The sequence below is a fragment of the Streptomyces sp. NPDC048659 genome, from assembly GCF_040650575.1.
GTDB lineage: Bacteria > Actinomycetota > Actinomycetes > Streptomycetales > Streptomycetaceae > Streptomyces.
The window spans coordinates 26172-44636 of the sequence record NZ_JBEZHM010000047.1 but is presented as its reverse complement, the minus strand read 5'-3'; the positions used below and the strand labels follow the sequence as shown (position 1 = coordinate 44636).

The window sequence follows — 18465 nt, the reverse complement described above, 5'->3', positions numbered from 1 at the left end:
CGTATGGACATGCGCGTGCACGACGACATGAACTCGGAGCATGCGCACGGGTGTCGACGGCCATCATGGCCTACCGCCGGGTAACAGGCGAGGGTGCGCACGGCACCCACGGCGACCAGGGCGCCCACACCCCGACCCTCACAGCACCGGGAGACGCGATGAACACCCTCGGGACACCCCCCGCCGCCGGCGCGCGGCACACCGAACCGCTCGACGTGCACCTGATGGCGCTCCGGGACGGCCCGCGCGGCACCGAGGTGCTGCTGTCCCGGCAGGCGGGCGCGGTGTACGCGGCCGGGATGTGGCACCTGCCGTCCGGGCACCTCGACGGGCCGCACGAGGACGTCGTCACCGCCCTCGTGCGCGAGGCGCGCGAGGAGACGGGGCTCGTGGTCGCGCCCGGCGACGTGCGCGCGGCCCTGACCGTGCACCACCGGGGGCCCACCGGCCGGGCCCGGGTCGGCTTCTTCTTCGAGGTGCGCCGCTGGCGGGGCACACCGTCGGTCCGGGAGCCGGAGGTGTGCGACGGCATGGACTGGTTCCCGCTCGACGCGCCGCCGGATCCGGTCGTCGCCTACTGCCGGGCGGGGCTCCGCGCGTACGCCGCCGGGGCGCGCATCGCCGTCCACTTCCAGGAGCCGGGCGACCCGGTCGCCCACGACCCCGGCTTCGACCGGCTCCGGCTCGTGCCCGAGCGGGCGCCGCTGGGGCCGGGCGGCCGGGTGGAGCCGCCCGGCGCCGGGCGCGCTTAGGTGCCGATGGTGTCGGTGGCGCCGGTGGTGCCGGTGGTGCGGATGGCGTCGACGGTATCGGTGGTGCGGATGGCGTCGGTGGTGCCGATGGTGTCGGCGGCGTCGCCGACGCCGATGCCGTCGAGCAAGGCCGCGAGCCCGTCGGGCATCGACAGGAACGGCGAGTGGCCGCTGGGGAGCCGGTGGACGGAGCCCGCGCGGCGGGCGAGTTCGGCCTGTCGGGCCGGGTCGAACGTGCGGTCGTTCTCGCAGACCACATAGGTGGACGGCACGGTGCGCCAGCCCGCCGCGGTCACCGGCTCCGTGAAGGAGCGGACGCTCTGGGGGCGCAGCCGGGCGATCGCGCGCGCCGCCTCCTCCTCGGGCACGTCGTCGTAGAAGGAGGTCATGGCGTCCGCGGGCGGCCGGGCCTGGCCGGTGCCGTCGTCCGGCACGTGGCCGCCGAGGAAGGTGGCCATGCTCTCCCCCACGTCGAGCTGGAAGGCGGCCAGGTACACGACCCGCACCACGTTCGGGGCGTCCGCGACGGCCTCGGTCGCGGGGACGCCGCCGTAGGAGTGGGCGACGACGACCACGGGGCCGTCGACGGCGCGCAGGGCCTCCCGTATCGCCTCGGCGTCGTCCGCCATGCCGACGGGGCGGTCCGCCCCGTCCCACGAGCCGCCGTACGAGGGCCGGGCGCTGGGCAGGTCCACGACGTGGACGTGCCGGCCGGCGGCCTGGAGCGCGACGCGCACGGGATCCCAGCACCAAGCGCCGTGCCAGGCTCCGTGGACCAGCAGTAACGCGGGCCGCTCGTGGCCCGAACGGCCGCTGTTCGTCTCGGTGTTCACGGGCTTCTGCCTCCTGGTCGGGTGCTGATCGGGTGCTGATCGGGGCGTGCACCGAGATTGTCATACGGGTCGCCTCGCCGGTGGGCTCACCCCCTCGGGTGATCCGGGCGGGCGGGGGTGCGCGGACCCCGCGGGCCGGGTAGTCCGTCCCTTCCGTCACCACTCCGCCGCATTCGACCGAAGGGAACGGACCCTTGCCTTCCACCAGCGATCCCGGCACCGGCGCCACGACCACGGACACCGCCTCGCCCCCGCCCACCCCCACCTCACCCGCCGAGACCTACCGCTATGTCCAGCCCAAACTGGCCGCCCTCGACGGCAGGCCGACCTCCCCCTGGGTCATGGTCCGGCGCCTTCCCCAGCTCGTCCGGAAAGGGCTCGCGCTCGGCTGGCGGGTGGACCGCAGGGCCGTCACCGTCCTGCTCTCCTGCCAGGCGCTCTCCGCCGTCCTCGAAGCGGCCGGGCTCGTCGCCACCGGCGGCACCATCACCTCCCTCGTCGCCGCGGGCGACATCCGCGAACGGCTGGCGGAGGCGCTGCCGTCGATCGTGCTCATCGCCGCCGCCGTCGCGATCCGGGCCGTCCTGGGCATCGTCATCTCGAACGTCTCCTCCCGGCTGTCGCCGCGGATCTCCCGCGAGGCCGAGCTGGAGATGCTGCACGCCGCCGCGAACGCCGAGCTCACCGCGTACGACCATCCCGGCTTCAACGACAAGTGGGACCACGCCGACCGGGGCGCCGACGTCGCCAAGGACCTCATCACCGAGTCGCAGATGCTGATGTCCTGTCTCGCCTCGATCATCGCCGCCGCCGGTGTCGTCACGGTCCTCCACCCGGCGCTCCTCCCCCTGCTCGTCCTCGCCGTGCTCCCGCAGGCCCTGGCCCGGATGAAGGGCGCGCACCTGCACTGGGAGAGCAGCCGGGCCGTGTCGGCGGAGCGGCGCACGCTCGGGCACCTGCGCTGGTACATCGCCGACCGGCAGATCGCGGACCAGCTCCGCGCGGGCACCATGTTCGGCTTCCTGCTGGGCCGTTACCGGGAGATCGGCGCCCGCGTCGACGCCGTCACCGACCGGGCCATCCACCGGGGCGCGCGGTGGGCGTTCGCGGGCTCGCTGGCCGGCGGGGTCGCCTCGGCCGTGATGTGGGGCGCGCTGGTCGGGCTGCTCGCCACCGGCCGGATGACGCTCGCGACGGCGGGCACGGCCGTGTTCGCCCTCCAGACCGTCAGCAACAACCTGTACGGGATCGTCGGCTACGGCACCCAGATCTTCCGCACCGGCCTGTACGTGGACGACTGGGTCGACTTCATCTCCGAGGCCGGCGGCCACCGCCTCGACCGCGGCACCGTCGTCCCGGACCCGCCGAAGTCCGTGTGCGCGCGGGACCTGTCGTACACGTACCCCGAGGCGGACGGGCCCGCCCTGGACGACGTCACGCTGGAGGTGCGGGCCGGGGAGGTCATCGCGCTCGTCGGCGAGAACGGCTCCGGCAAGACCACCCTGTCCAAGCTGCTTGCCGGCCTGTACCTGCCCACGCGGGGCACGGTCAGCTGGGACGCCCAGGACGTCCGCACCCTCGACCCGTACGCGATGTGGCGGCACACCGCCGTCGTCCCCCAGGTCTTCGCGCACTGGCCGCTGACCGCCGAGGAGAACATCACCCTCGGCCAGCCCCACGCCGACGACGGCGAGTCCCTGCGCCGGGCCGCCGACCGCTCGGGCGCCGCCGAGGTCGTCCAGGAACTGCGCAGCGGCTGGAACACGCTGCTCGCCCGCGAGTGGTTCGGCGGCGTCGAACTGTCCGGCGGCCAGTGGCAGCGCCTGGCCATCGCCCGCGCCTTCTACCGGCCGGGCCTGCTCGTGCTCGACGAGCCCACCAGCGCGCTGGACGCGCGCGCCGAGCACCGGATCTTCGCGGGGCTCCGCGAGATCGCGAAGGACCGCCCGGTCGTCCTCGTCACCCACCGCCTCGCCAACGTGGCCGTGGCCGACCGGATCGTCGTCCTCAGCCGCGGCCGGATCATCCAGCAGGGGACGTACGCGGAACTGGCCGTGGCCCCGGGCCTGTTCCGGGAACTGCTGGAGCTCCAGAACGACCGGGGGATCCCCGAGCAGCGGGCGGGGACGGAGACCCGGTAGGGGGTCGACTCAAAACCGGCCACTCTACCAGCGGCGCCGTCCCCAAACGCGGATTCGACTACTCTCCACACACGCGCGATTCCATCGGGTAGTCATGGGGCCGGGAGGGATCACCTTGGTCTTCAGTCTGGTTCGCCGCCGCAAGTCCGCACCGAGCAACACCACGACGGAGAACGTGTGCCCGTACGCGGGCACGGGCGCGGGCGCGTCGGCACCGCAGCCGCCCCGGACACCGTCCACCACGTCCACCACGTCCACCACGGACGCCGGCTTCGTGGACCGGGGCGAGGCGGAGACCTTCGTCCGCCGGTTCCACGGGGAGCAGCCGCGGGCGGGGGACGTGGAGGACCGGGTGCGGGCGGTGCTGGACGAGATCGACCGGACCGGGACGTACGAACACTCCCCCGCGGAGCTGGCCTTCGGCGCCCGGGTCGCCTGGCGGAACGCGGCGCGGTGCATCGGGCGGCTGTACTGGCGGAGCATGGTGGTGCGGGACCTGCGGCACGTGACGGCGGCCGACGACATCGCGGAGGCGTGCTTCGAGCACCTGCGGCTCGCGGGCAACGGTGGCCGGATCCGCCCGGTGCTGTCCGTCTTCGCGCCCGATCGGCCGGACCGGCCGGGCCCCCGGATCGTGAACGACCAACTGGTGCGGTACGCGGGCCACCGCGCGGCGGACGGCTCGTGGAACGGGGACCCGCGCGGCGCGATGCTGACGGCGCGCGCCCGCCACCTGGGCTGGAAGCGGGACGAGGAGCCGTTCCAGACCCTCCCGCTGATGGTCCGGGAGGCCCCGGACCGGCGCCCCGAGTGGTACGAACTCCCGGACGACGCGGTCCTGGAGGTCCCGCTGCGGCACCCCGACCACGCGTGGTTCGCGGAGCTGGGGCTGCGCTGGTACGCGGTGCCGGCGATCAGCGACATGACGCTGGAGATCGGGGGCGTGCGGTATCCGGCGGCGCCGTTCAACGGCTGGTACATGGGCACGGAGATAGGCGCCCGCAACCTCGCCGACACCGACCGCTACGACCTGCTGCCGGTGGTCGCCGACCGCCTGGGCCTGGACCGCTCCTCGGAACGCACGCTGTGGCGGGACCGGGCGCTGGTCGAGCTCAACGTGGCGGTGCTCCACTCGTACGAGGCGGAGGGCGTGACGATGGCCGACCACCACACCGAATCGGACCGCTTCCTGCGCCACATAGCCCAGGAGGCCCGCCTGGGCCGCACGACCCCGGCCGACTGGAGCTGGATCGTCCCCCCGATCTCCGGCGCGGCGACCTCGGTCTTCCACCGCTACTACACCCCACCGGACCCCACCCTCCGCCCGGCTTTCCTGGCCCGCGAGGCGCCTTGACCGTCAGCCGCCCAGGAACTGGGAGCACCGGTACGGGCCCAGGGGTTTGCCCGTGCCCGTCAGGGTCACCTGGACGTCGTCCGGGCGGATCGTCGGGTGGAGGGACGACTGGGCGCGGGCCAGGGTGCAGACGAGTTGGCCGTTGATCAGGTCGTCGCGGCGGTTGCCCGAGAACGTCGTGTCCGGGGCCGTCAGGGTGACGCGGGTGCCGTCCGTCGTGGTGTCGTACGGTGCCTGGGGGACGAGGGTGGTCAGGCCGCGGCGCTGTTCCGCGTCGGACGGGCCCGTGGCCAGGAGTTTCAGGGCCTCGTCCAGGCCCGTGATGCGGATGTCGGGGCGTGACACGCCCTCCAGGTGGCCCGCCGCCGAGACGAAGTACACGCGGAGGCCCTTCGTGAGGCCCGTCGGGGGTTCGCCCGCGCCGATCACCCCGCTCGGCTGCACCCCGCACGCGGTCAGGGTCGCCGCGGCCAGGAGCGTGGTCAGTCCGGTCGTGAGCGCCGTCGTGAGTGCGGGCGTCAGCGCGTGTGGCCGGCCGTTGGGCGGGCTCGGTCTCTTCGGGGGCATCAGTCGTTCGCCTTCGGGGACGGGGCCAGGGGGAGCGTCGTGGTGAACACCGCGCCGCCTTCCGGGGTGTTCGACGCCTCGATGGTGCCGCCGTGCAGGCGCGCGTTCTCCAGCGAGATCGCCAGGCCGAGGCCGCTGCCCTCGGAGCGGGTGCGGGCCGCGTCCGCCTTGTAGAAGCGGTCGAAGACACGGGCCAGCGCCTCCGGCGACAGTCCCGGGCCCCGGTCCGCGACCGTGATCACCGCCGCGTCCGGCGTCGTCGCGAGCGTGACGGTGACCGGCGGGGCGCCGTGCCGCAGCGCGTTGCCCACCAGGTTGGCGATGATCACGTCGAGGCGGCGGCGGTCCAGCCGTACCCGTACGCCGTCGGGGAGGGCCGTGTCGACCCGGTCCGTCCAGCCGCGCAGCGCCAGGCTCGCCCGGATCGCCTCGGCCAGGTCGGTCTCGGCCGGTGTCAGGCGGGCCGCGCCCGAGTCGAAGCGGGACATCTCCATCAGGTCCTCGACCAGCCGCGACAGCTTCGCCGTCTCCGCGCTGACGGTCCGGGCGGCCCGCGCGGTGTCCGGCGGGAGCTGGTCGGCGTCCTCCTCCAGGACGGTGGCGACCATCGTCATCGCGGCCAGCGGCGTGCGCAGCTCGTGCGAGACGTCGGCGACGAAGCGGCGCGCCCGCTCCTCCTGGTCGCGCAGGTGCGCCACCGAGGTCTGCAGCTCGTCGGCCGTCTCGTTGAAGTCCTGTGCCAGGTTGGCCAGTTCGTCGCGGCCCTTCACCGCCACCCGGATCGACAGGTCGCCCTCGGCGAGTTTCCGCGTCGCCCGGCCCAGGTCGCGGACGGGGCGCAGAACGGCCCGCGCGGAGAGCAGGGCGAGCAGGGCGGAGAGCACGACGACGGGCACGACACCGTCCCGTACCGCCGTGAGCAGCGCCGCCGTGTCGTCCTGTTCCGGGCGCAGCGAGGTCACCGCGTAGATCTCCAGGCCCGAGGCCCGGCCGGTGTCGGCGAAGGTGACGGGGGTACCGACGACCAGGTACGGGATGGCGTGGAGGGTCACGCGCTGGAAGCTCATCGAGCCGCGGGTGCGGACGGCCTCGCGCAGTCGCGGGGTGATCCGGCTCGGGTCGGCGAGCGGGTCGGAGGTGCCCTGGAGTTCGCGGTAGCGGGTGACGACGAGCGGGGCGCCGTCGAGGCCGGAGGAGACGCGTTCGGCGAGTTCGGTCAGGCCCCGCTCGGTCGGCGGCAGGTCGGTGTCGGGCGCGAGGGCGGTGATCCGGTCGTGCAGGTCGCGCTGGAAGGAGTCCTGGGCGCGTTTGAGGATGGCGGTGCGCGCCTCGCGGTACGCGAGTGCCGTCGCCGTGGCGGAGCCGGTGAGCGTGACGAGCACGAAGGTGACGACGAGCCGGGTGCGGAGGCTGCCCAGCCAGGGGCCTCGGCGGGGGGTGGGGGTGGGGCAGGCTCCTGTGTCCGGACCGCCGTCCGCCCGTTTCCGATTCCGCTTCCGCGTCCCCGCCCGCGTACGGAGGCGCTTCCTCATATCGGTCCGAAGCGGTAGCCGAAGCCTCGGACGGTCTGGATGTAGCGGGGGCGGGCCGGCTCGTCCTCGATCTTGGCGCGGAGGCGGCCCACCGCCGCGTCGACCAGGCGCGAGTCGCCGAGGAAGTCGTGGTCCCAGACCCGTTCGAGGAGCTGCTCGCGGCTGAGGACCCGGCCGGGGGACGCGGAGAGTTCCAGGAGCAGGCGCAGTTCGGTGGGCGGCAGGGCGACGGGGACGCCGTTCCTGGTGACGGTCAGCCCGGCCCGGTCGAGGACGAGCCCGGTGTACTCGGAGCGCTCCGGCTGCGCGGGCTGCGGTTCGGCGCGGCGCAGGGCCGCCTTGATGCGGGCTTCGAGCACGGGCGCGGTGACGGGTTTGACGACGTAGTCGTCGGCGCCCGCCTCCAGACCCTGGACGATGTCCGCGTCGTCGCCGCGGGCGGTCAGCATGATCACGGGCAGCGTCGTCGTGCGGGCGCGCAGCCGGCGGCAGACCTCGAAGCCGTCGATGCCGGGCAGCATGAGGTCGAGCACGGCGAGCTCGACCGCCTTCCCGGCGGGGCCGTCGAGCAGGGCGAGGGCCTCCTCACCGGTGGCCGCGGTGGCGACCTCGTAGCCGTGTCGGCGCAGGACGAGTTCCATGCCGTCGCGCACGGCGGCGTCGTCCTCGATGAGAAGCACATGGGGCATGGGTTCGATTATGGGTGTCCGGGGGCCTTCGAGGGTGCCCGCGAGGGGGTCGTAGGCGCAGGCCACGGGCATTGTTACGTGCTCATCATGTGGTGTTACGTGTTCATGGAGCGGCGCGGGACGGACCGTCACACGCGCGCCCGAGAGTCCTCCGCATGACCTCGAACACCTCATCCCCCAGCCGTGGCCGTACGCGTGGTCGTACGCTCGTCGGCTCGCTCCTCGTCCTTCCGGTCCTCGCGCTCGCCGTCGCCTGCGGTTCCGGCGGCGGGGTGAAGGACAGCGGCGTGGCCACCGTCCCCGACGAGCCGTCCGCCACGGCGTCCGCCACGTCGTCGGCCACCGGTGGCGCCCCGGCCTCCGCCGGGAAGGGCGCCTTCTACGACGCGCAGATGGTGTACGTCCGCTGTATGCGTGCAAAGGCGGGGGTCAAGGACTTCCCCGACCCGAAGCTGAGCGGCTATCTGGACTGGACGAAGATCGACGAGCTGAGCGCCGCGCACCCCGAGGTGTCCAAGGGCGGCCGGAACGGCGCCTGCGTGAACGAGCTGCTCGCGGCGCAGCAGCAGGAGCCGGAGCGGGACGCGCAGGCGGAGTACGAGTCGATGCTCAGCCATGCGAAGTGCATGAGGGACAACGGCGTGTCCCGCTTCCAGAACCCGACGATGTCCGGCGGCAACGTCATCCCGGGCGGCGATCCGAACCCGGCGAGCCCGTCCTTCGACCGCTCCTCCCCCGCGTACAAGCAGGCCGTGAACGCCTGCAAGGACAAGCTCCTCGACGGCCTGGACGGAATGCAGTGAGGCGGCGCGGAGCGCTGGTCCTCGGCGGCGCGCTGACCGTGGCCCTCGCGGGCGGCGCCGGGGCCGTCGTCCTGGGCGCCGGGTCGGGGACGGAGCCGGCGGGCGGCGCGGCGGGGCTGCCGCCCGCGACCGCCACGGTCGTGCGGACCGACCTGGTGAGCAGCAAGACGGTCGACGGGCGGCTCGACTTCGCGGGCCGCCGGCCGGTGAAGGCGGTGGTCGAGGGCACGGTGACGGTCGCGGCGAAGGAGGGCGCGACCGTCCGGCAGGGGCAGGCGCTGTACGAGCTGGACGACAAGCCCGTGACGCTGCTGTACGGGCCGGTGCCGATGTTCCGCGAGATGCGGGCGGGCGACCGGGGCACCGACGTCCTCCAGCTCGAACGCGGGCTGCGCGACCTGGGGTTCGGCCGCGGGCTGTACGTCGACACGCGGTACGACGCGGCCACCGAGGCGGCCGTCAAGCGGTGGCAGAAGTCGCTGAACCGGGAGCCGACGGGCCGGGTCGGGAAGGGGGACGTGGTCTTCCAGACGGGCCGGGTGCGGGTCGTCGCGGCGGACGCGGCGCTCGCGGACCAGGTGGGGCCGGAGAAGCCGGTGCTCACGGTCGCCTCGCCGCAGCCGGTGGTGCGGGCCGATCTCGACCAGGCGGACGCGCCGCTGACCGCGCCGGGCACCCGCGTCGACGTGACGCTGCCCAGCGGGACGACGGTACGGGGGAAGGTGACCGGCACGGTCCGGCCCGGGGACACCGGTGCCGGCGACGGTGCGGCGTCCGGGGGCGGCGGCCGGGAGGGGATCACCGTCGAGGTGACCCTGGACGAGGGGACGCCGCCGGGCGAGGACACCCGGGCCACGGCGAGCGTGCGGTTCGTGAGCGAGAGCAGGAAGGGGGTGCTCGTGGTCCCCGTCGAGGCGGTGGTGGCGCTGCGCGGCGCCAACGGCGGCTACGGCCTGGAGGTCGTCGAGGGCGCGAGGACCCGCATGGTGCGGGTGTCGACGGGCATGACGGCCGACGGGCGGATCGAGGTCGGCGGCGCGGAGCTGCGCGAGGGGATGCGGGTGGGGGTGGCGGCGCAGTGACCGTGCTCGGACGTCCGGCCGCGCCGCCCGTGGTCGAGCTGCGCGGCGCGTCGAAGACGCATCCCGGGCCGGTGCACGCGCTGCGGGCGGTGGACCTGACCGTCGCGGCGGGGGAACTCCTGGCGATCGTCGGGCCTTCGGGCTCGGGCAAGTCCACGATGCTGAACATCATGGGCACCCTGGACCGGCCCACGGAGGGCAGCGTCCACGTCGCGGGGCGGGACGTCGGCGCGCTGTCGGACGCGCAGTTGTCGACGCTGCGGGCCCGGCACATCGGCTTCGTGTTCCAGCACTTCCACCTGTCCGCCGGGCGCGACGCCGTCGACAACGTCTGCGACGGGCTGCTCTACGCGGGCGTCGGCCCGCGGGAGCGCCGTGCGCGGGCCCGGGCGGCGCTGGAGCGGGTCGGGCTCGGGCATCGTCTGGGGCACCGGCCGACGGAGCTGTCCGGGGGCGAGAAGCAGCGGGTCGCGATCGCGCGGGCGCTGGTGGGCGCGCCGGACCTGCTGCTCGCCGACGAGCCGACGGGCGCGCTCGACACCGGGTCCGGGCGGATCGTGATGGAGCTGCTGCGCGAGCTGAACGCGGCGGGCACGGCGGTGTGCGTGATCACCCACGACCACGAGATCGCCGAGTCGCTACCCCGGCGGGTGCGGTTCCGGGACGGAGCGGTCGTGGCCGACTCGGGGAGCGGCGGGCCGGGGGTGGGAGCGTGACGGCGCCCGTGCGGCCCTCCGCCTCCCTACGGCCCGCGCGCCCGGCCCTCCGCGATGTGCTGCGGACGGGGGCGATCGGGCTGCGGACCCGCCGGGCGCGGGTGGTGCTGTCGGCGCTCGGCATCGCGATCGGCATCGCGACCATGATCGCGGTCGTCGGTCTGTCCACGTCGAGCCGCGCCGATCTGATGGACCGGCTGGACCGGCTCGGCACCAATCTGCTGACCGCGGAGGCGGGCCGGGACGCGTACGGGCAGCAGGTCACGCTACCGAAGAACGCGGTGGCGATGGTCGAGCGGATCGGCCCGGTCCAGCACGCGACGGCGACCGCCGACGTGGACGCGCGGATCCGGCGCAGCGACGTCGTGCCGCGGGAGCGGACGGCGGGGGTGACGGCGCAGGCGGCCCGGCCGGACCTGCTGGAGGCGCTGGGCGCCGAGGTGGGCCAAGGGGTGTGGCTGAACCGGGCGAACGAGCGGCTGCCGGTGACGGTCCTCGGCGCGGTGGCGGCGCGCCGGCTCGGGATCGCCGCGCCCGGCGAGAAGATCATGATGAACGACACGTACGTCGTGGTGGTCGGCATCCTCGAACCGGTCGAGCTCGTGCCGCAGTTGGACCGGGTGGCGCTGCTGGGGTTCCCGGCGGCGGAGCGGTACTTCGGCTTCGACGGGCATCCCTCGACGGTCTTCGAGCGGTCCTCGGACGGCTCGGTCGAGGACGTGCGGGCCGTGCTGGCGCGCACGGTGAGTCCGGGCGATCCGGCCGGGGTGAAGGTCTCGCGCCCGTCGGACGCGCTGGCCGCGAAGGCGGCCACGGACAAGGGCCTGACGGCGCTGATGCTGGGGCTCGGGGCGGTGGCGCTGCTGGTGGGGGGTGTCGGCGTGGCGAACACGATGGTGGTGTCGGTGCTGGAGCGGCGGCAGGAGATCGGGCTGCGGCGGGCGCTCGGGGCCACCCGGGGCGCCATCCGGCTGCAGTTCCTCACCGAGTCGCTGCTGCTGTCCGCGCTCGGCGGCGTGGCGGGGGCCGTGCTGGGGGCGGCGGCCACGCACGTCTTCGCGCTGGTGCAGGGGTGGACGCCGGTCGTCCCGCTCTGGTCGCTGGGCGGCGGGCTCGCGGCGACGCTGCTGATCGGCGCGCTGGCGGGCCTCTATCCGGCGGTCCGGGCCTCGCGCCTGGATCCGACGACCGCGCTCAACGCGGCCTGAGGCGGGGGGGCGGGGGCGGCCGGCCTCCGCCCCCCGGCTCGGGTTCAGGCGTCCTTCTCCATGCCCGGCCGCAGGCGGTCGAGGAGGGTGTAGAGCGTGGCGCTCTCCTCGGTGGTCAGGGTGTCGAGGGCGCCGTGTGTCGCCTGCATCTCCTCGCGGACGCGGCGGATGGTCTCGCGGCCGGTGTCGGTCGCGACCACGTTCTTGACGCGCCGGTCGTGCGGGTCGGGCTCGCGGCGGACGAGCTCGCGGGCTTCGAGGCGGTCCACGATCCCGGTGACGTTCGACGCGTCGCACACCAGAAGGGTGGCGAGAGCGCGCATCGGGAGCGGGGTGTCGAGCTGCGCGAGGACCTTGGCCTGGGTGGAGGTCAGGCCGTGGTGGGCGGCGGCGGTGGCGAAGTCCCGCCACTGGGCCGTGCCGATGGCGGCGAGGAGCTCCAGGAGCTGGAGCTTGCTGGGGGTCTCGGGGGCCGTCGCGCTCATGCTTCGAGCGTACTCAAGATCCTTCTCATTATCAATTGTTTACTTGACCCCCTTAACTATCGAGCCCTACCGTCATCGCCGGACGAAAACTACTTGATGACATCAATCATCGATGTCACGAAGCGATGAGCCAGGGAGCAGTCCCCCACATGACCACCACCACCGCACCGACCTCCCCCGGCGCGGCCGAGGGCACCAGACGCGAGGGCGTCATCGTCTTCGCGCTGAGCCTGGCCGCCATGGTCGTGTCGATGATGCAGACCCTGCCGGTCCCGATCCTCGGCCTCATCCGCTCCGACCTCGGCGTCTCCACCGCCGAGGTGAGCTGGGTGACCACGGCCACGCTGCTCTCCGCCGCGGTCTTCACCCCGCTGCTCGGGCGCTTCGGCGACCAGCACGGCAAGAAGCCGACGCTGGTGGCCGTGCTGGGCGTGATGGTCGCCGGCTCCATCGTCGCCGCGCTCGCGACCTCGCTCCCGCTGCTGATCCTGGGCCGGGTGCTCCAGGGGGCGGCGACGGCGATCTTCCCGCTCGCGCTCTCGGTGCTGCGCGAGGAGGTCCGCCCGCAGAAGCTCCCGGGCGCGATGTCCCTGGTCAGCGGCACCCTGGCGTTCGGCAGCGGGCTCGCCCTCGTCGCCACGGGCCTGCTGACCTCGGGCCCGGACGCCGACTACCGCAGCGCCTTCTGGATGGCGACCGGCTTCGCCGCGCTCGCGCTGCTCGCCGTCCTCTTCCTCGTCCCCGCCACCCGGCACAAGACCGGCGGCCGCACCGACTTCCTCGGCGCGCTGACGCTCGGCGCCACCCTGCTGCTCCTGCTGCTGCCCGTCTCGCAGGGGCACGAGTGGGGCTGGACCTCGGGCCGGACGCTGGGCTCCTTCGCGGGCGCGGCGGTCATGACGGGAGTCTGGGTCCTGGTCGAGCTGAAGGTCCGCGAGCCCCTGGTGGACATGCGGATGTTCGTCCACCGGCCGGTGCTGATGGCCAACCTGGCCGGCGTCCTCGTCGGCTTCGGCATGTTCGCGAACTTCCTCGGCGTCTCCTACCTCGTGCAGATGCCCCAGGCGCTGACGGGCTACGGCTTCGACGCGTCGATCCTGCGCGCCTCGGTGCAGTTCCTGCTGCCCGGCGCGATCGTCTCGCTGCTGGCCTCCCCCGTCGGCGGGCAGCTCGTCCGGCACCGGGGGCCGCGGACGGCGCTGGTGCTGGCCGCCGCGCTGGGCGCCGCGGGCTTCGGCTGGCTCGCCCTGGACCACGGCCACACCGCCTCGGTGATCGGCGCCGGAGTGGTCGTCGGCGCGGCCGTGAGCTTCGGGTACGCCGCGATGCCGGCCGTCATCATGGCGAGCGTCCCGCACCACCAGAGCGGCATCGCCAACGGCATCAACTCCATCTCGCGCTCCACCGGCAGCGCGATCGGCAGCGCCGTCGTCACCACGATCCTCGCCTCGCAGACGGTGGCGCACCTGCCGGCCGGCGTCCCGCCGCTGCCCGCCGAGTCCGGCTTCACGCTCACGTTCTGGATCGGGGCGGCGGCCTTCGCCCTCGTCGCCGTGATCGCCCGCTTCGGCCTGCGCGCCGCCCGGGACACCGGCGACGCGGCGGCACCCGCGCCCGCCGCCGGGCGCGCCCCGGCGACCGCAGGCGCCTGAACCGCGCCGCCCGAGGGCCCGCCCGTCGTATCCTCGGCGCGGCGGGCCCTCGGCGGTCCCGGCACAGCACGGCAAGGCGCGGCGCGACAGGGCACGGCAAGGGCACGGCACGGAAGAGGTCGGACACGGTGGCGGACAGCGGCAGGGCCGGGACGGCGGCCAAGGCGACCGGATCGACCGGATCAGGCCCGCTCGGCGCGCAGGCGCGCGAGGCGGTCCTCCAGCGCATCGTCGACCGGCGGTACGCGCAGGGCGCCCGCCTCGTCGAGCGGGAGGTCGCCGAGGAGCTCGGCATGTCCCGCGTACCCGTCCGCGAGGCCCTGCGCGCCCTCGTGGCCGAAGGGCTCCTCGAACTGCTCCCGCACAGCGGCGTACGCGTCCGGCGGCTGGAACGCGCAGACGTGGAGCACTTGTACGAGGTGTGGGAGCCGCTTGCCGTCCAGGCGTCGCGGCTCGCGGCCGGGGTCGCCGCGGCGAGCGACCCGGCGGGCCTGACGGCGCTGGAGGCGACGCTGCACCAGGCGGAGTCGGCGGCGGCCGAGCCCGAGGGCGCGCGCGAGGTCGCCGCGCACACGGCCTTCCACGAGGGGATCGTCGCCATGGCGGGCAACCCCCTGCTCGGCCGCGTGATGGAGCAGTTGAGCTGGCAGCTGCGGCTGCTGTTCGGCCTGCGCGAGGAGCCCGCGCACATGCGGGCCCAGCACGCGGAGATGTTCCGGCACATCGCGGCCGGGGACGCGGAGGCGGCGGGCGCCGCCACCCTCCTGCACGTACGGGACAGCAGGGCGGTCGCGCTGCGGTCCCTCTTCGGCGACAGCTGAAGGTATTTGTATACCAAGACTGGCGCCAAGCCCACCCTCTGCACCCCGATCACCAGACGATGCAGGGATTTCTCGCTCACCCTTGTTCGGCGCGCGCCGCTTGGTATACAAAAATCGGAAGCCGTTGGTCCCCTGCCCAGGAGTCCCCATGCAGCCGTCGTCCCCCGCCTCCGCTCCCACGCCCGCGCTGTCCCGCCGCACGATGCTCGCCGGTGCCGGGGCCGCCGCCCTGGCCGGCACCACGGCCGCCGTCGGCGCCGGAGCCACCCCCGCCGCCGCGGCTCCCGCGCCCGCCGGTGCCGCGGGGCACCGGGACCGTACGGTCGTCTTCCGCGACGTGCGGCCCTACGGCGCGGCGAAGGCGGTCGACCTGGTCGTCGTCGACGGGCGGGTGTCGGCCGGGCCCGCGCCGCGCGGAGCCAAGGTCGTGGACGGCGGCGGCCGGATCGCCCTGCCGTCGCTCGTGGACGCGCACATCCACCCGGACAAGACGACCTGGGGCGGCTCCTGGGTCTCCCGGCGGCCCGCCGACGGCATCGCCGACTACGTCGCCCAGGACGTGGAGCTGTTCCGCGCCCAGCGGCGGCCGGTCGCCGAGCGCGCGTACGGCCTGATGTCCCACGCCGTGGCGCGCGGCACCCGGGCGATGCGCGCCCACGCCGACGTGGCCCCGGCCTACGGCCTGGCCGGGGTCGAGGGGCTGGCCGAGGCGCGGAAGCGGCTGCGGCACGCGCTGGACGTGCAGATCGTGGCGTTCCCGCAGCACGGCGTCGTACGGACCCCGGGAACGGCGGCGCTCCTGGAGAAGGCGGCCCGGGCCGGGCTCGTGGACATGATCGGCGGCATCGACCCGATCGGCTTCGACAACGCCCTGGACGAACAGCTCGACCTCGTCTTCGGCATCGCCGACCGCCACGGCGTCGGCGTGGACATCCACCTGCACGACCAGGGCGAGCGGGGCATCCGGGCCATGCGTGGCATCATCGAGCGCACCCGCGCGCTCTCCCTCGCGGGCAAGGTCACGGTCAGCCACGTGTTCTGCCTGCCCGCCCTGTCCGACCGCGAGCTCGGCGCGATCGCGGCCGACCTGGGCGCCCAGGACATCGCCCTCACCACCGTCGCCCCGTCCGACTCGCTGGTGCTGCCGATCGCGCGGCTGCGCGAGCACGGCGTACGGGTCGGGCTCGGCTCCGACGGGGTCCGCGACTCCTGGAGCCCGTTCGGCAACGCGGACATGATGCACCGCGCGCACCTGCTGGGCTGGGTGACCGACGTCCGCCTCGACGAGGAGCTGGCGGACTGCTACGGCGTGGCCGCCGACGGCGGCGCCGACGTCATGGGCCTGCCCCACGCCGACCTGCGGCCCGGTTCGCCGGCCGACTTCGTCCTCGTACGGGGCGAGTGCCTGCCGCAGGTCGTGGTGGACATGCCGCGCCGGGACCTCGTCGTGCACGGCGGCGTCGTGGTGGCCCGCGACGGGGAGTTCCTGGCCTGACGGGGAGTCCCCCCCTCACGGCCTTCCCGTCAGCGCCTCACCGTCACGGCCTCCCCCTTACGGCCTCCCCCTTACGGCTTCCCCCCTTACGGCCTCCCCGTCAGGGCGTCGTAGCGGACCCCCGTCAGCTCCTCCGACGCGGTCCACAGGCGTTCGCCGGAGGCGTCGTCCAGCGTCCAGCGGGCCCGCCAGGACCGGACGGGCGCGCCGCGCCAGCCCAGCCTCGGGCCGATGAAGGCGTCGGGGCGCACACCGGGGGCGGTGGCCGCGTACAGGGTGGGCAGGGCGCCGGTGGCGGCGGGCTGCGCGATGACCCGGTTGCCCAGCTCCATCAGCCGCTCGGCGGCCTTGCGGCCTTCCTGGCGGGGCCCGGCGGTCTGGAGGTTGGTGGCGGCGTAGCCGGGGTGGGCGGCGGCGGCCACGACGCCGGACCCGGCGGCGTCGAGGCGGCGGGCCAGCTCGTGAATGAAGAGGAGGTTCGCCGTCTTGGAGCGCCCGTACGCGATCCAGCGGCGGTAGCCGCGTTCCGCGTTGAGGTCGTCGTGGTCCAGGTCCGCCAGGGCGTGGAAGCCGCTGGAGAGGCTGACGACCCGGGCGTCGGGGGTGCGCAGCAGCAGGGGCATGAGGAGCCCGGTGAGCGCGAAGTGGCCGAGGTGGTTCACCCCGAACTGGGTCTCGAAGCCGTCGGTGGTGCGGCCCTGCGGGAGGGCCATCACCCCGGCGTTGTTGATCAGCAGGTCGAGCCGGTCGGAGCGCTCCGCGAAGGCGGCCGCGAAGGCCCGTACGGAGGCGAGGTCGCCCAGGTCGAGCCGGGCGAACTCCGCCTCCGCGTGCGGGACTTCGGTGCGCAGCCGGTCGCGGGCCGCTTCGCCCCGGGCACTGCTGCGGCAGGCGAGCACGACGTGCGCGCCGGCGCGGGCCAGTTCGCGGGCGGTGACGTAGCCGATGCCGCTGTTGGCCCCGGTGACCACCGCGGTGCGGCCCCGCTGGTCGGGGATGTTCCTCGCGTTCCAGCCCGTCATACGAGCGCTCCTTCCGGCCGTGACGCCCCCATGATGCCCCGGCCGCCGCGAGGAGGGGGGGTCAGTAGGCGCCGAAGACGTTGTCGATCGAGCCGTAGCGGTCGGCGGCGTAGTTGCAGGCGGCGGTGATGTTGGCGACCGGGTCGTAGAGGTCGTAGGCGGTGCCGGGGACGTGGTAAGCCTGGAAGGTGGGCTCGATCACCTGGAGCAGGCCCTTGGAGGGGGTGCCGGCGGCGGCGTTGGAGTCCCAGTCGTTCAGGGCGAGCGGGTTGCCCGAGGACTCGCGCATGATGTTGCGGTAGATGCCGTCGTAGCTGCCCGGGATGCCGTTGCGGCCCATGATGTCGAGGGCCTCCCGGATCCAGCCGTCCAGGTCGTCCGTGTACGAGACGGCCGAGGTCGCCGCCGATGTCGCCGCCGCCGCCGAGGAGACCGACGTGGCGGACCGGGCGGACGGCGCCGCGGGGGTCTTCGCCGCCGCCTGGACCACCTCGGTGGAGACCGCGGGCGCGACCGCCGGGCGAGCGGTGGCCGCGGCTCCGCCGCCGGTGGCAGCGGTCGCGGCGCCGAGGGAGAGGCGCAGGCCGGGGTGGATGAGGCCGGGGTCGGCGCCGACGGCGGCGCGGTTGTCGCGGTAGAGCTGCTTCCAGCCGCCGCTCAGCTGGTGCTGGCGGGCGATCTTCGAGAGCGAGTCCCCCGCGACGACCGAGTAGGTGGCCTTCCCGCCCTGCTGAACCGTTGCGATCTTTCCGATCGCGACGACCTGTGCGGCCTGCGTGGTCTGCGTGGTCTGGACGGCCTGCACGGCCGGCGCCGTCCGGGCCGTCTGGGCTATCTGGGCTGTCTGGGCTGCCTGGGCCGTCAGCGCCGCCTGCGGGGTCGCGGCGGCGGCTCCGGTCGCCGCGGCGAGCGGCAGGACGAGTGCGGCGCCGCCGGTGATGCCGACGACGGCCAGGCCGCGGGCGAGCGGGGTGTTCTTGGGGCGGCGGTGCTTCCCGGGTCCACGCATGGCGAGAGTCCTCTCCTTCGCCTGCGAGGTGAGCTGTCGGGTTCGGGCAGGAGCTGCCCGGCCGCACGGCTGCGCGGCTTCACCCCGAGCCGCCCCGGACACGGGGCGGCGGCGAACCTTGGGTCCCCCGCTCCTGCCGTTCTCGGGTGGGTGAGTGTGGTGCCCGGGCGGCGGCAGGATTCGGCGTTCCACCCGGATGACGGGTGACCGTAGGCGAATCCGAAGAGCCGGAACAAGGGCCTGATTCGCAAAAGCAAGCAGATCTTTTAGGAGGCCGGACCGGGGTGATCACGGCCCGGTGATC

General features: G+C 74.3%; 17 protein-coding genes and 1 riboswitch. Of the genes, 10 read left to right on the top strand and 7 right to left on the bottom strand.

Annotation, left to right across the window (positions count from 1 at the left end):
- Positions 1–50: 50 nt before the first annotated feature.
- Positions 51–752 carry an NUDIX domain-containing protein gene (locus AB0C99_RS29240; protein WP_362481245.1) on the top strand — a complete coding sequence of 234 codons (702 nt, stop codon included), beginning with the start codon at positions 51–53 and terminating at the stop codon, positions 750–752.
- Here AB0C99_RS29240 and AB0C99_RS29235 read toward each other — a convergent pair.
- A complete protein-coding gene (locus tag AB0C99_RS29235) occupies positions 749–1585 on the bottom strand; it encodes an alpha/beta fold hydrolase (protein ID WP_362481242.1) in 837 nt (278 codons plus the stop codon). The genes AB0C99_RS29240 and AB0C99_RS29235 overlap by 4 nt on opposite strands.
- Before the next feature lie 194 nt (positions 1586–1779).
- Here AB0C99_RS29235 and AB0C99_RS29230 point away from each other — a divergent pair, with 194 nt between their 5' ends.
- Positions 1780–3726: an ABC transporter ATP-binding protein gene (locus tag AB0C99_RS29230; RefSeq protein WP_362481240.1), complete on the top strand. Its 1947-nt coding sequence runs from the start codon at positions 1780–1782 to the stop codon at positions 3724–3726.
- 115 nt (positions 3727–3841) lie between these two features.
- On the top strand, positions 3842–5080 hold the full coding sequence (locus tag AB0C99_RS29225) for a nitric oxide synthase oxygenase (RefSeq protein WP_362481238.1): 1239 nt from the start codon (positions 3842–3844) through the stop codon (positions 5078–5080).
- A gap of 3 nt (positions 5081–5083) precedes the next feature.
- Here AB0C99_RS29225 and AB0C99_RS29220 read toward each other — a convergent pair whose 3' ends face one another.
- From AB0C99_RS29220 to AB0C99_RS29210, 3 genes are all read right to left on the bottom strand, one after another.
- Positions 5084–5647: a hypothetical protein gene (locus tag AB0C99_RS29220; RefSeq protein WP_362481235.1), complete on the bottom strand. Its 564-nt coding sequence runs from the start codon at positions 5645–5647 to the stop codon at positions 5084–5086.
- Positions 5647–7029 (bottom strand): ATP-binding protein, encoded by a 1383-nt coding sequence (locus AB0C99_RS29215; RefSeq protein WP_362481232.1) that lies wholly within the window; start codon positions 7027–7029, stop codon positions 5647–5649. The genes AB0C99_RS29220 and AB0C99_RS29215 overlap by 1 nt, the downstream gene beginning before the upstream one ends.
- Before the next feature lie 146 nt (positions 7030–7175).
- Positions 7176–7868, bottom strand: coding sequence for a response regulator transcription factor (locus AB0C99_RS29210; protein ID WP_362481229.1), 693 nt, complete (start codon positions 7866–7868; stop codon positions 7176–7178).
- A gap of 155 nt (positions 7869–8023) precedes the next feature.
- Here AB0C99_RS29210 and AB0C99_RS29205 point away from each other — a divergent pair, with 155 nt between their 5' ends.
- Genes AB0C99_RS29205 through AB0C99_RS29190 form a run of 4 tightly spaced genes read left to right on the top strand, consistent with a single transcriptional unit; the run spans position 8024 to position 11677 of the window.
- Positions 8024–8671 (top strand): hypothetical protein, encoded by a 648-nt coding sequence (locus AB0C99_RS29205; RefSeq protein ID WP_362481226.1) that lies wholly within the window; start codon positions 8024–8026, stop codon positions 8669–8671.
- A complete protein-coding gene (locus tag AB0C99_RS29200; protein WP_362481224.1) occupies positions 8668–9753 on the top strand; it encodes a peptidoglycan-binding protein in 1086 nt (361 codons plus the stop codon). Before AB0C99_RS29205 ends, AB0C99_RS29200 begins: the two co-directional genes overlap by 4 nt.
- Positions 9750–10469, top strand: coding sequence for an ABC transporter ATP-binding protein (locus AB0C99_RS29195; protein ID WP_362481221.1), 720 nt, complete (start codon positions 9750–9752; stop codon positions 10467–10469). The genes AB0C99_RS29200 and AB0C99_RS29195 overlap by 4 nt, the downstream gene beginning before the upstream one ends.
- Positions 10466–11677 (top strand): ABC transporter permease, encoded by a 1212-nt coding sequence (locus AB0C99_RS29190; RefSeq protein WP_362481218.1) that lies wholly within the window; start codon positions 10466–10468, stop codon positions 11675–11677. The genes AB0C99_RS29195 and AB0C99_RS29190 overlap by 4 nt, the downstream gene beginning before the upstream one ends.
- Before the next feature lie 44 nt (positions 11678–11721).
- Here AB0C99_RS29190 and AB0C99_RS29185 read toward each other — a convergent pair whose 3' ends face one another.
- On the bottom strand, positions 11722–12162 hold the full coding sequence (locus tag AB0C99_RS29185; RefSeq protein WP_362481216.1) for a MarR family transcriptional regulator: 441 nt from the start codon (positions 12160–12162) through the stop codon (positions 11722–11724).
- A 149-nt stretch (positions 12163–12311) separates the two neighbouring features.
- Here AB0C99_RS29185 and AB0C99_RS29180 point away from each other — a divergent pair, with 149 nt between their 5' ends.
- From AB0C99_RS29180 to AB0C99_RS29170, 3 genes are all read left to right on the top strand, one after another.
- Complete coding sequence (locus tag AB0C99_RS29180; RefSeq protein WP_362481213.1) at positions 12312–13814, top strand: MFS transporter; 1503 nt, start codon at positions 12312–12314, stop codon at positions 13812–13814.
- A 128-nt stretch (positions 13815–13942) separates the two neighbouring features.
- Complete coding sequence (locus AB0C99_RS29175) at positions 13943–14635, top strand: GntR family transcriptional regulator (RefSeq protein WP_362481210.1); 693 nt, start codon at positions 13943–13945, stop codon at positions 14633–14635.
- A 148-nt stretch (positions 14636–14783) separates the two neighbouring features.
- The gene (locus tag AB0C99_RS29170; RefSeq protein ID WP_362481208.1) at positions 14784–16130 is read left to right on the top strand and encodes an amidohydrolase family protein; all 1347 of its coding nucleotides are present in this window, start codon (positions 14784–14786) and stop codon (positions 16128–16130) included.
- An 86-nt stretch (positions 16131–16216) separates the two neighbouring features.
- Here the strand turns inward: AB0C99_RS29170 and AB0C99_RS29165 are convergent, their stop codons facing one another.
- Both AB0C99_RS29165 and AB0C99_RS29160 read right to left on the bottom strand, forming a co-directional pair.
- The gene (locus tag AB0C99_RS29165; RefSeq protein WP_362481205.1) at positions 16217–17152 is read right to left on the bottom strand and encodes an oxidoreductase; all 936 of its coding nucleotides are present in this window, start codon (positions 17150–17152) and stop codon (positions 16217–16219) included.
- 61 nt (positions 17153–17213) lie between these two features.
- Positions 17214–18161, bottom strand: a complete 948-nt coding sequence (locus AB0C99_RS29160) for a LysM peptidoglycan-binding domain-containing protein (protein WP_362481203.1) — start codon at positions 18159–18161, stop codon at positions 17214–17216.
- Between the two features lie 5 nt (positions 18162–18166).
- A riboswitch (cyclic di-AMP (ydaO/yuaA leader) is annotated at positions 18167–18324 on the bottom strand.
- Positions 18325–18465: the final 141 nt, after the last annotated feature.

What these genes read in the sequence shown, in the direction of transcription:
- AB0C99_RS29220 (WP_362481235.1), bottom strand. Translation starts at nt 5,647, where the DNA reads ATGCCCCCGAAGAGACCGAGCCCGCCCAACGGCCGGCCACACGCGCTG.
- AB0C99_RS29210 (WP_362481229.1), bottom strand. Translation starts at nt 7,868, where the DNA reads ATGCCCCATGTGCTTCTCATCGAGGACGACGCCGCCGTGCGCGACGGC.
- AB0C99_RS29205 (WP_362481226.1), top strand. Translation starts at nt 8,024, where the DNA reads ATGACCTCGAACACCTCATCCCCCAGCCGTGGCCGTACGCGTGGTCGT.
- AB0C99_RS29185 (WP_362481216.1), bottom strand. Translation starts at nt 12,162, where the DNA reads ATGAGCGCGACGGCCCCCGAGACCCCCAGCAAGCTCCAGCTCCTGGAG.
- AB0C99_RS29180 (WP_362481213.1), top strand. Translation starts at nt 12,312, where the DNA reads ATGACCACCACCACCGCACCGACCTCCCCCGGCGCGGCCGAGGGCACC.
- AB0C99_RS29170 (WP_362481208.1), top strand. Translation starts at nt 14,784, where the DNA reads ATGCAGCCGTCGTCCCCCGCCTCCGCTCCCACGCCCGCGCTGTCCCGC.
- AB0C99_RS29165 (WP_362481205.1), bottom strand. Translation starts at nt 17,152, where the DNA reads ATGACGGGCTGGAACGCGAGGAACATCCCCGACCAGCGGGGCCGCACC.
- AB0C99_RS29160 (WP_362481203.1), bottom strand. Translation starts at nt 18,161, where the DNA reads ATGCGTGGACCCGGGAAGCACCGCCGCCCCAAGAACACCCCGCTCGCC.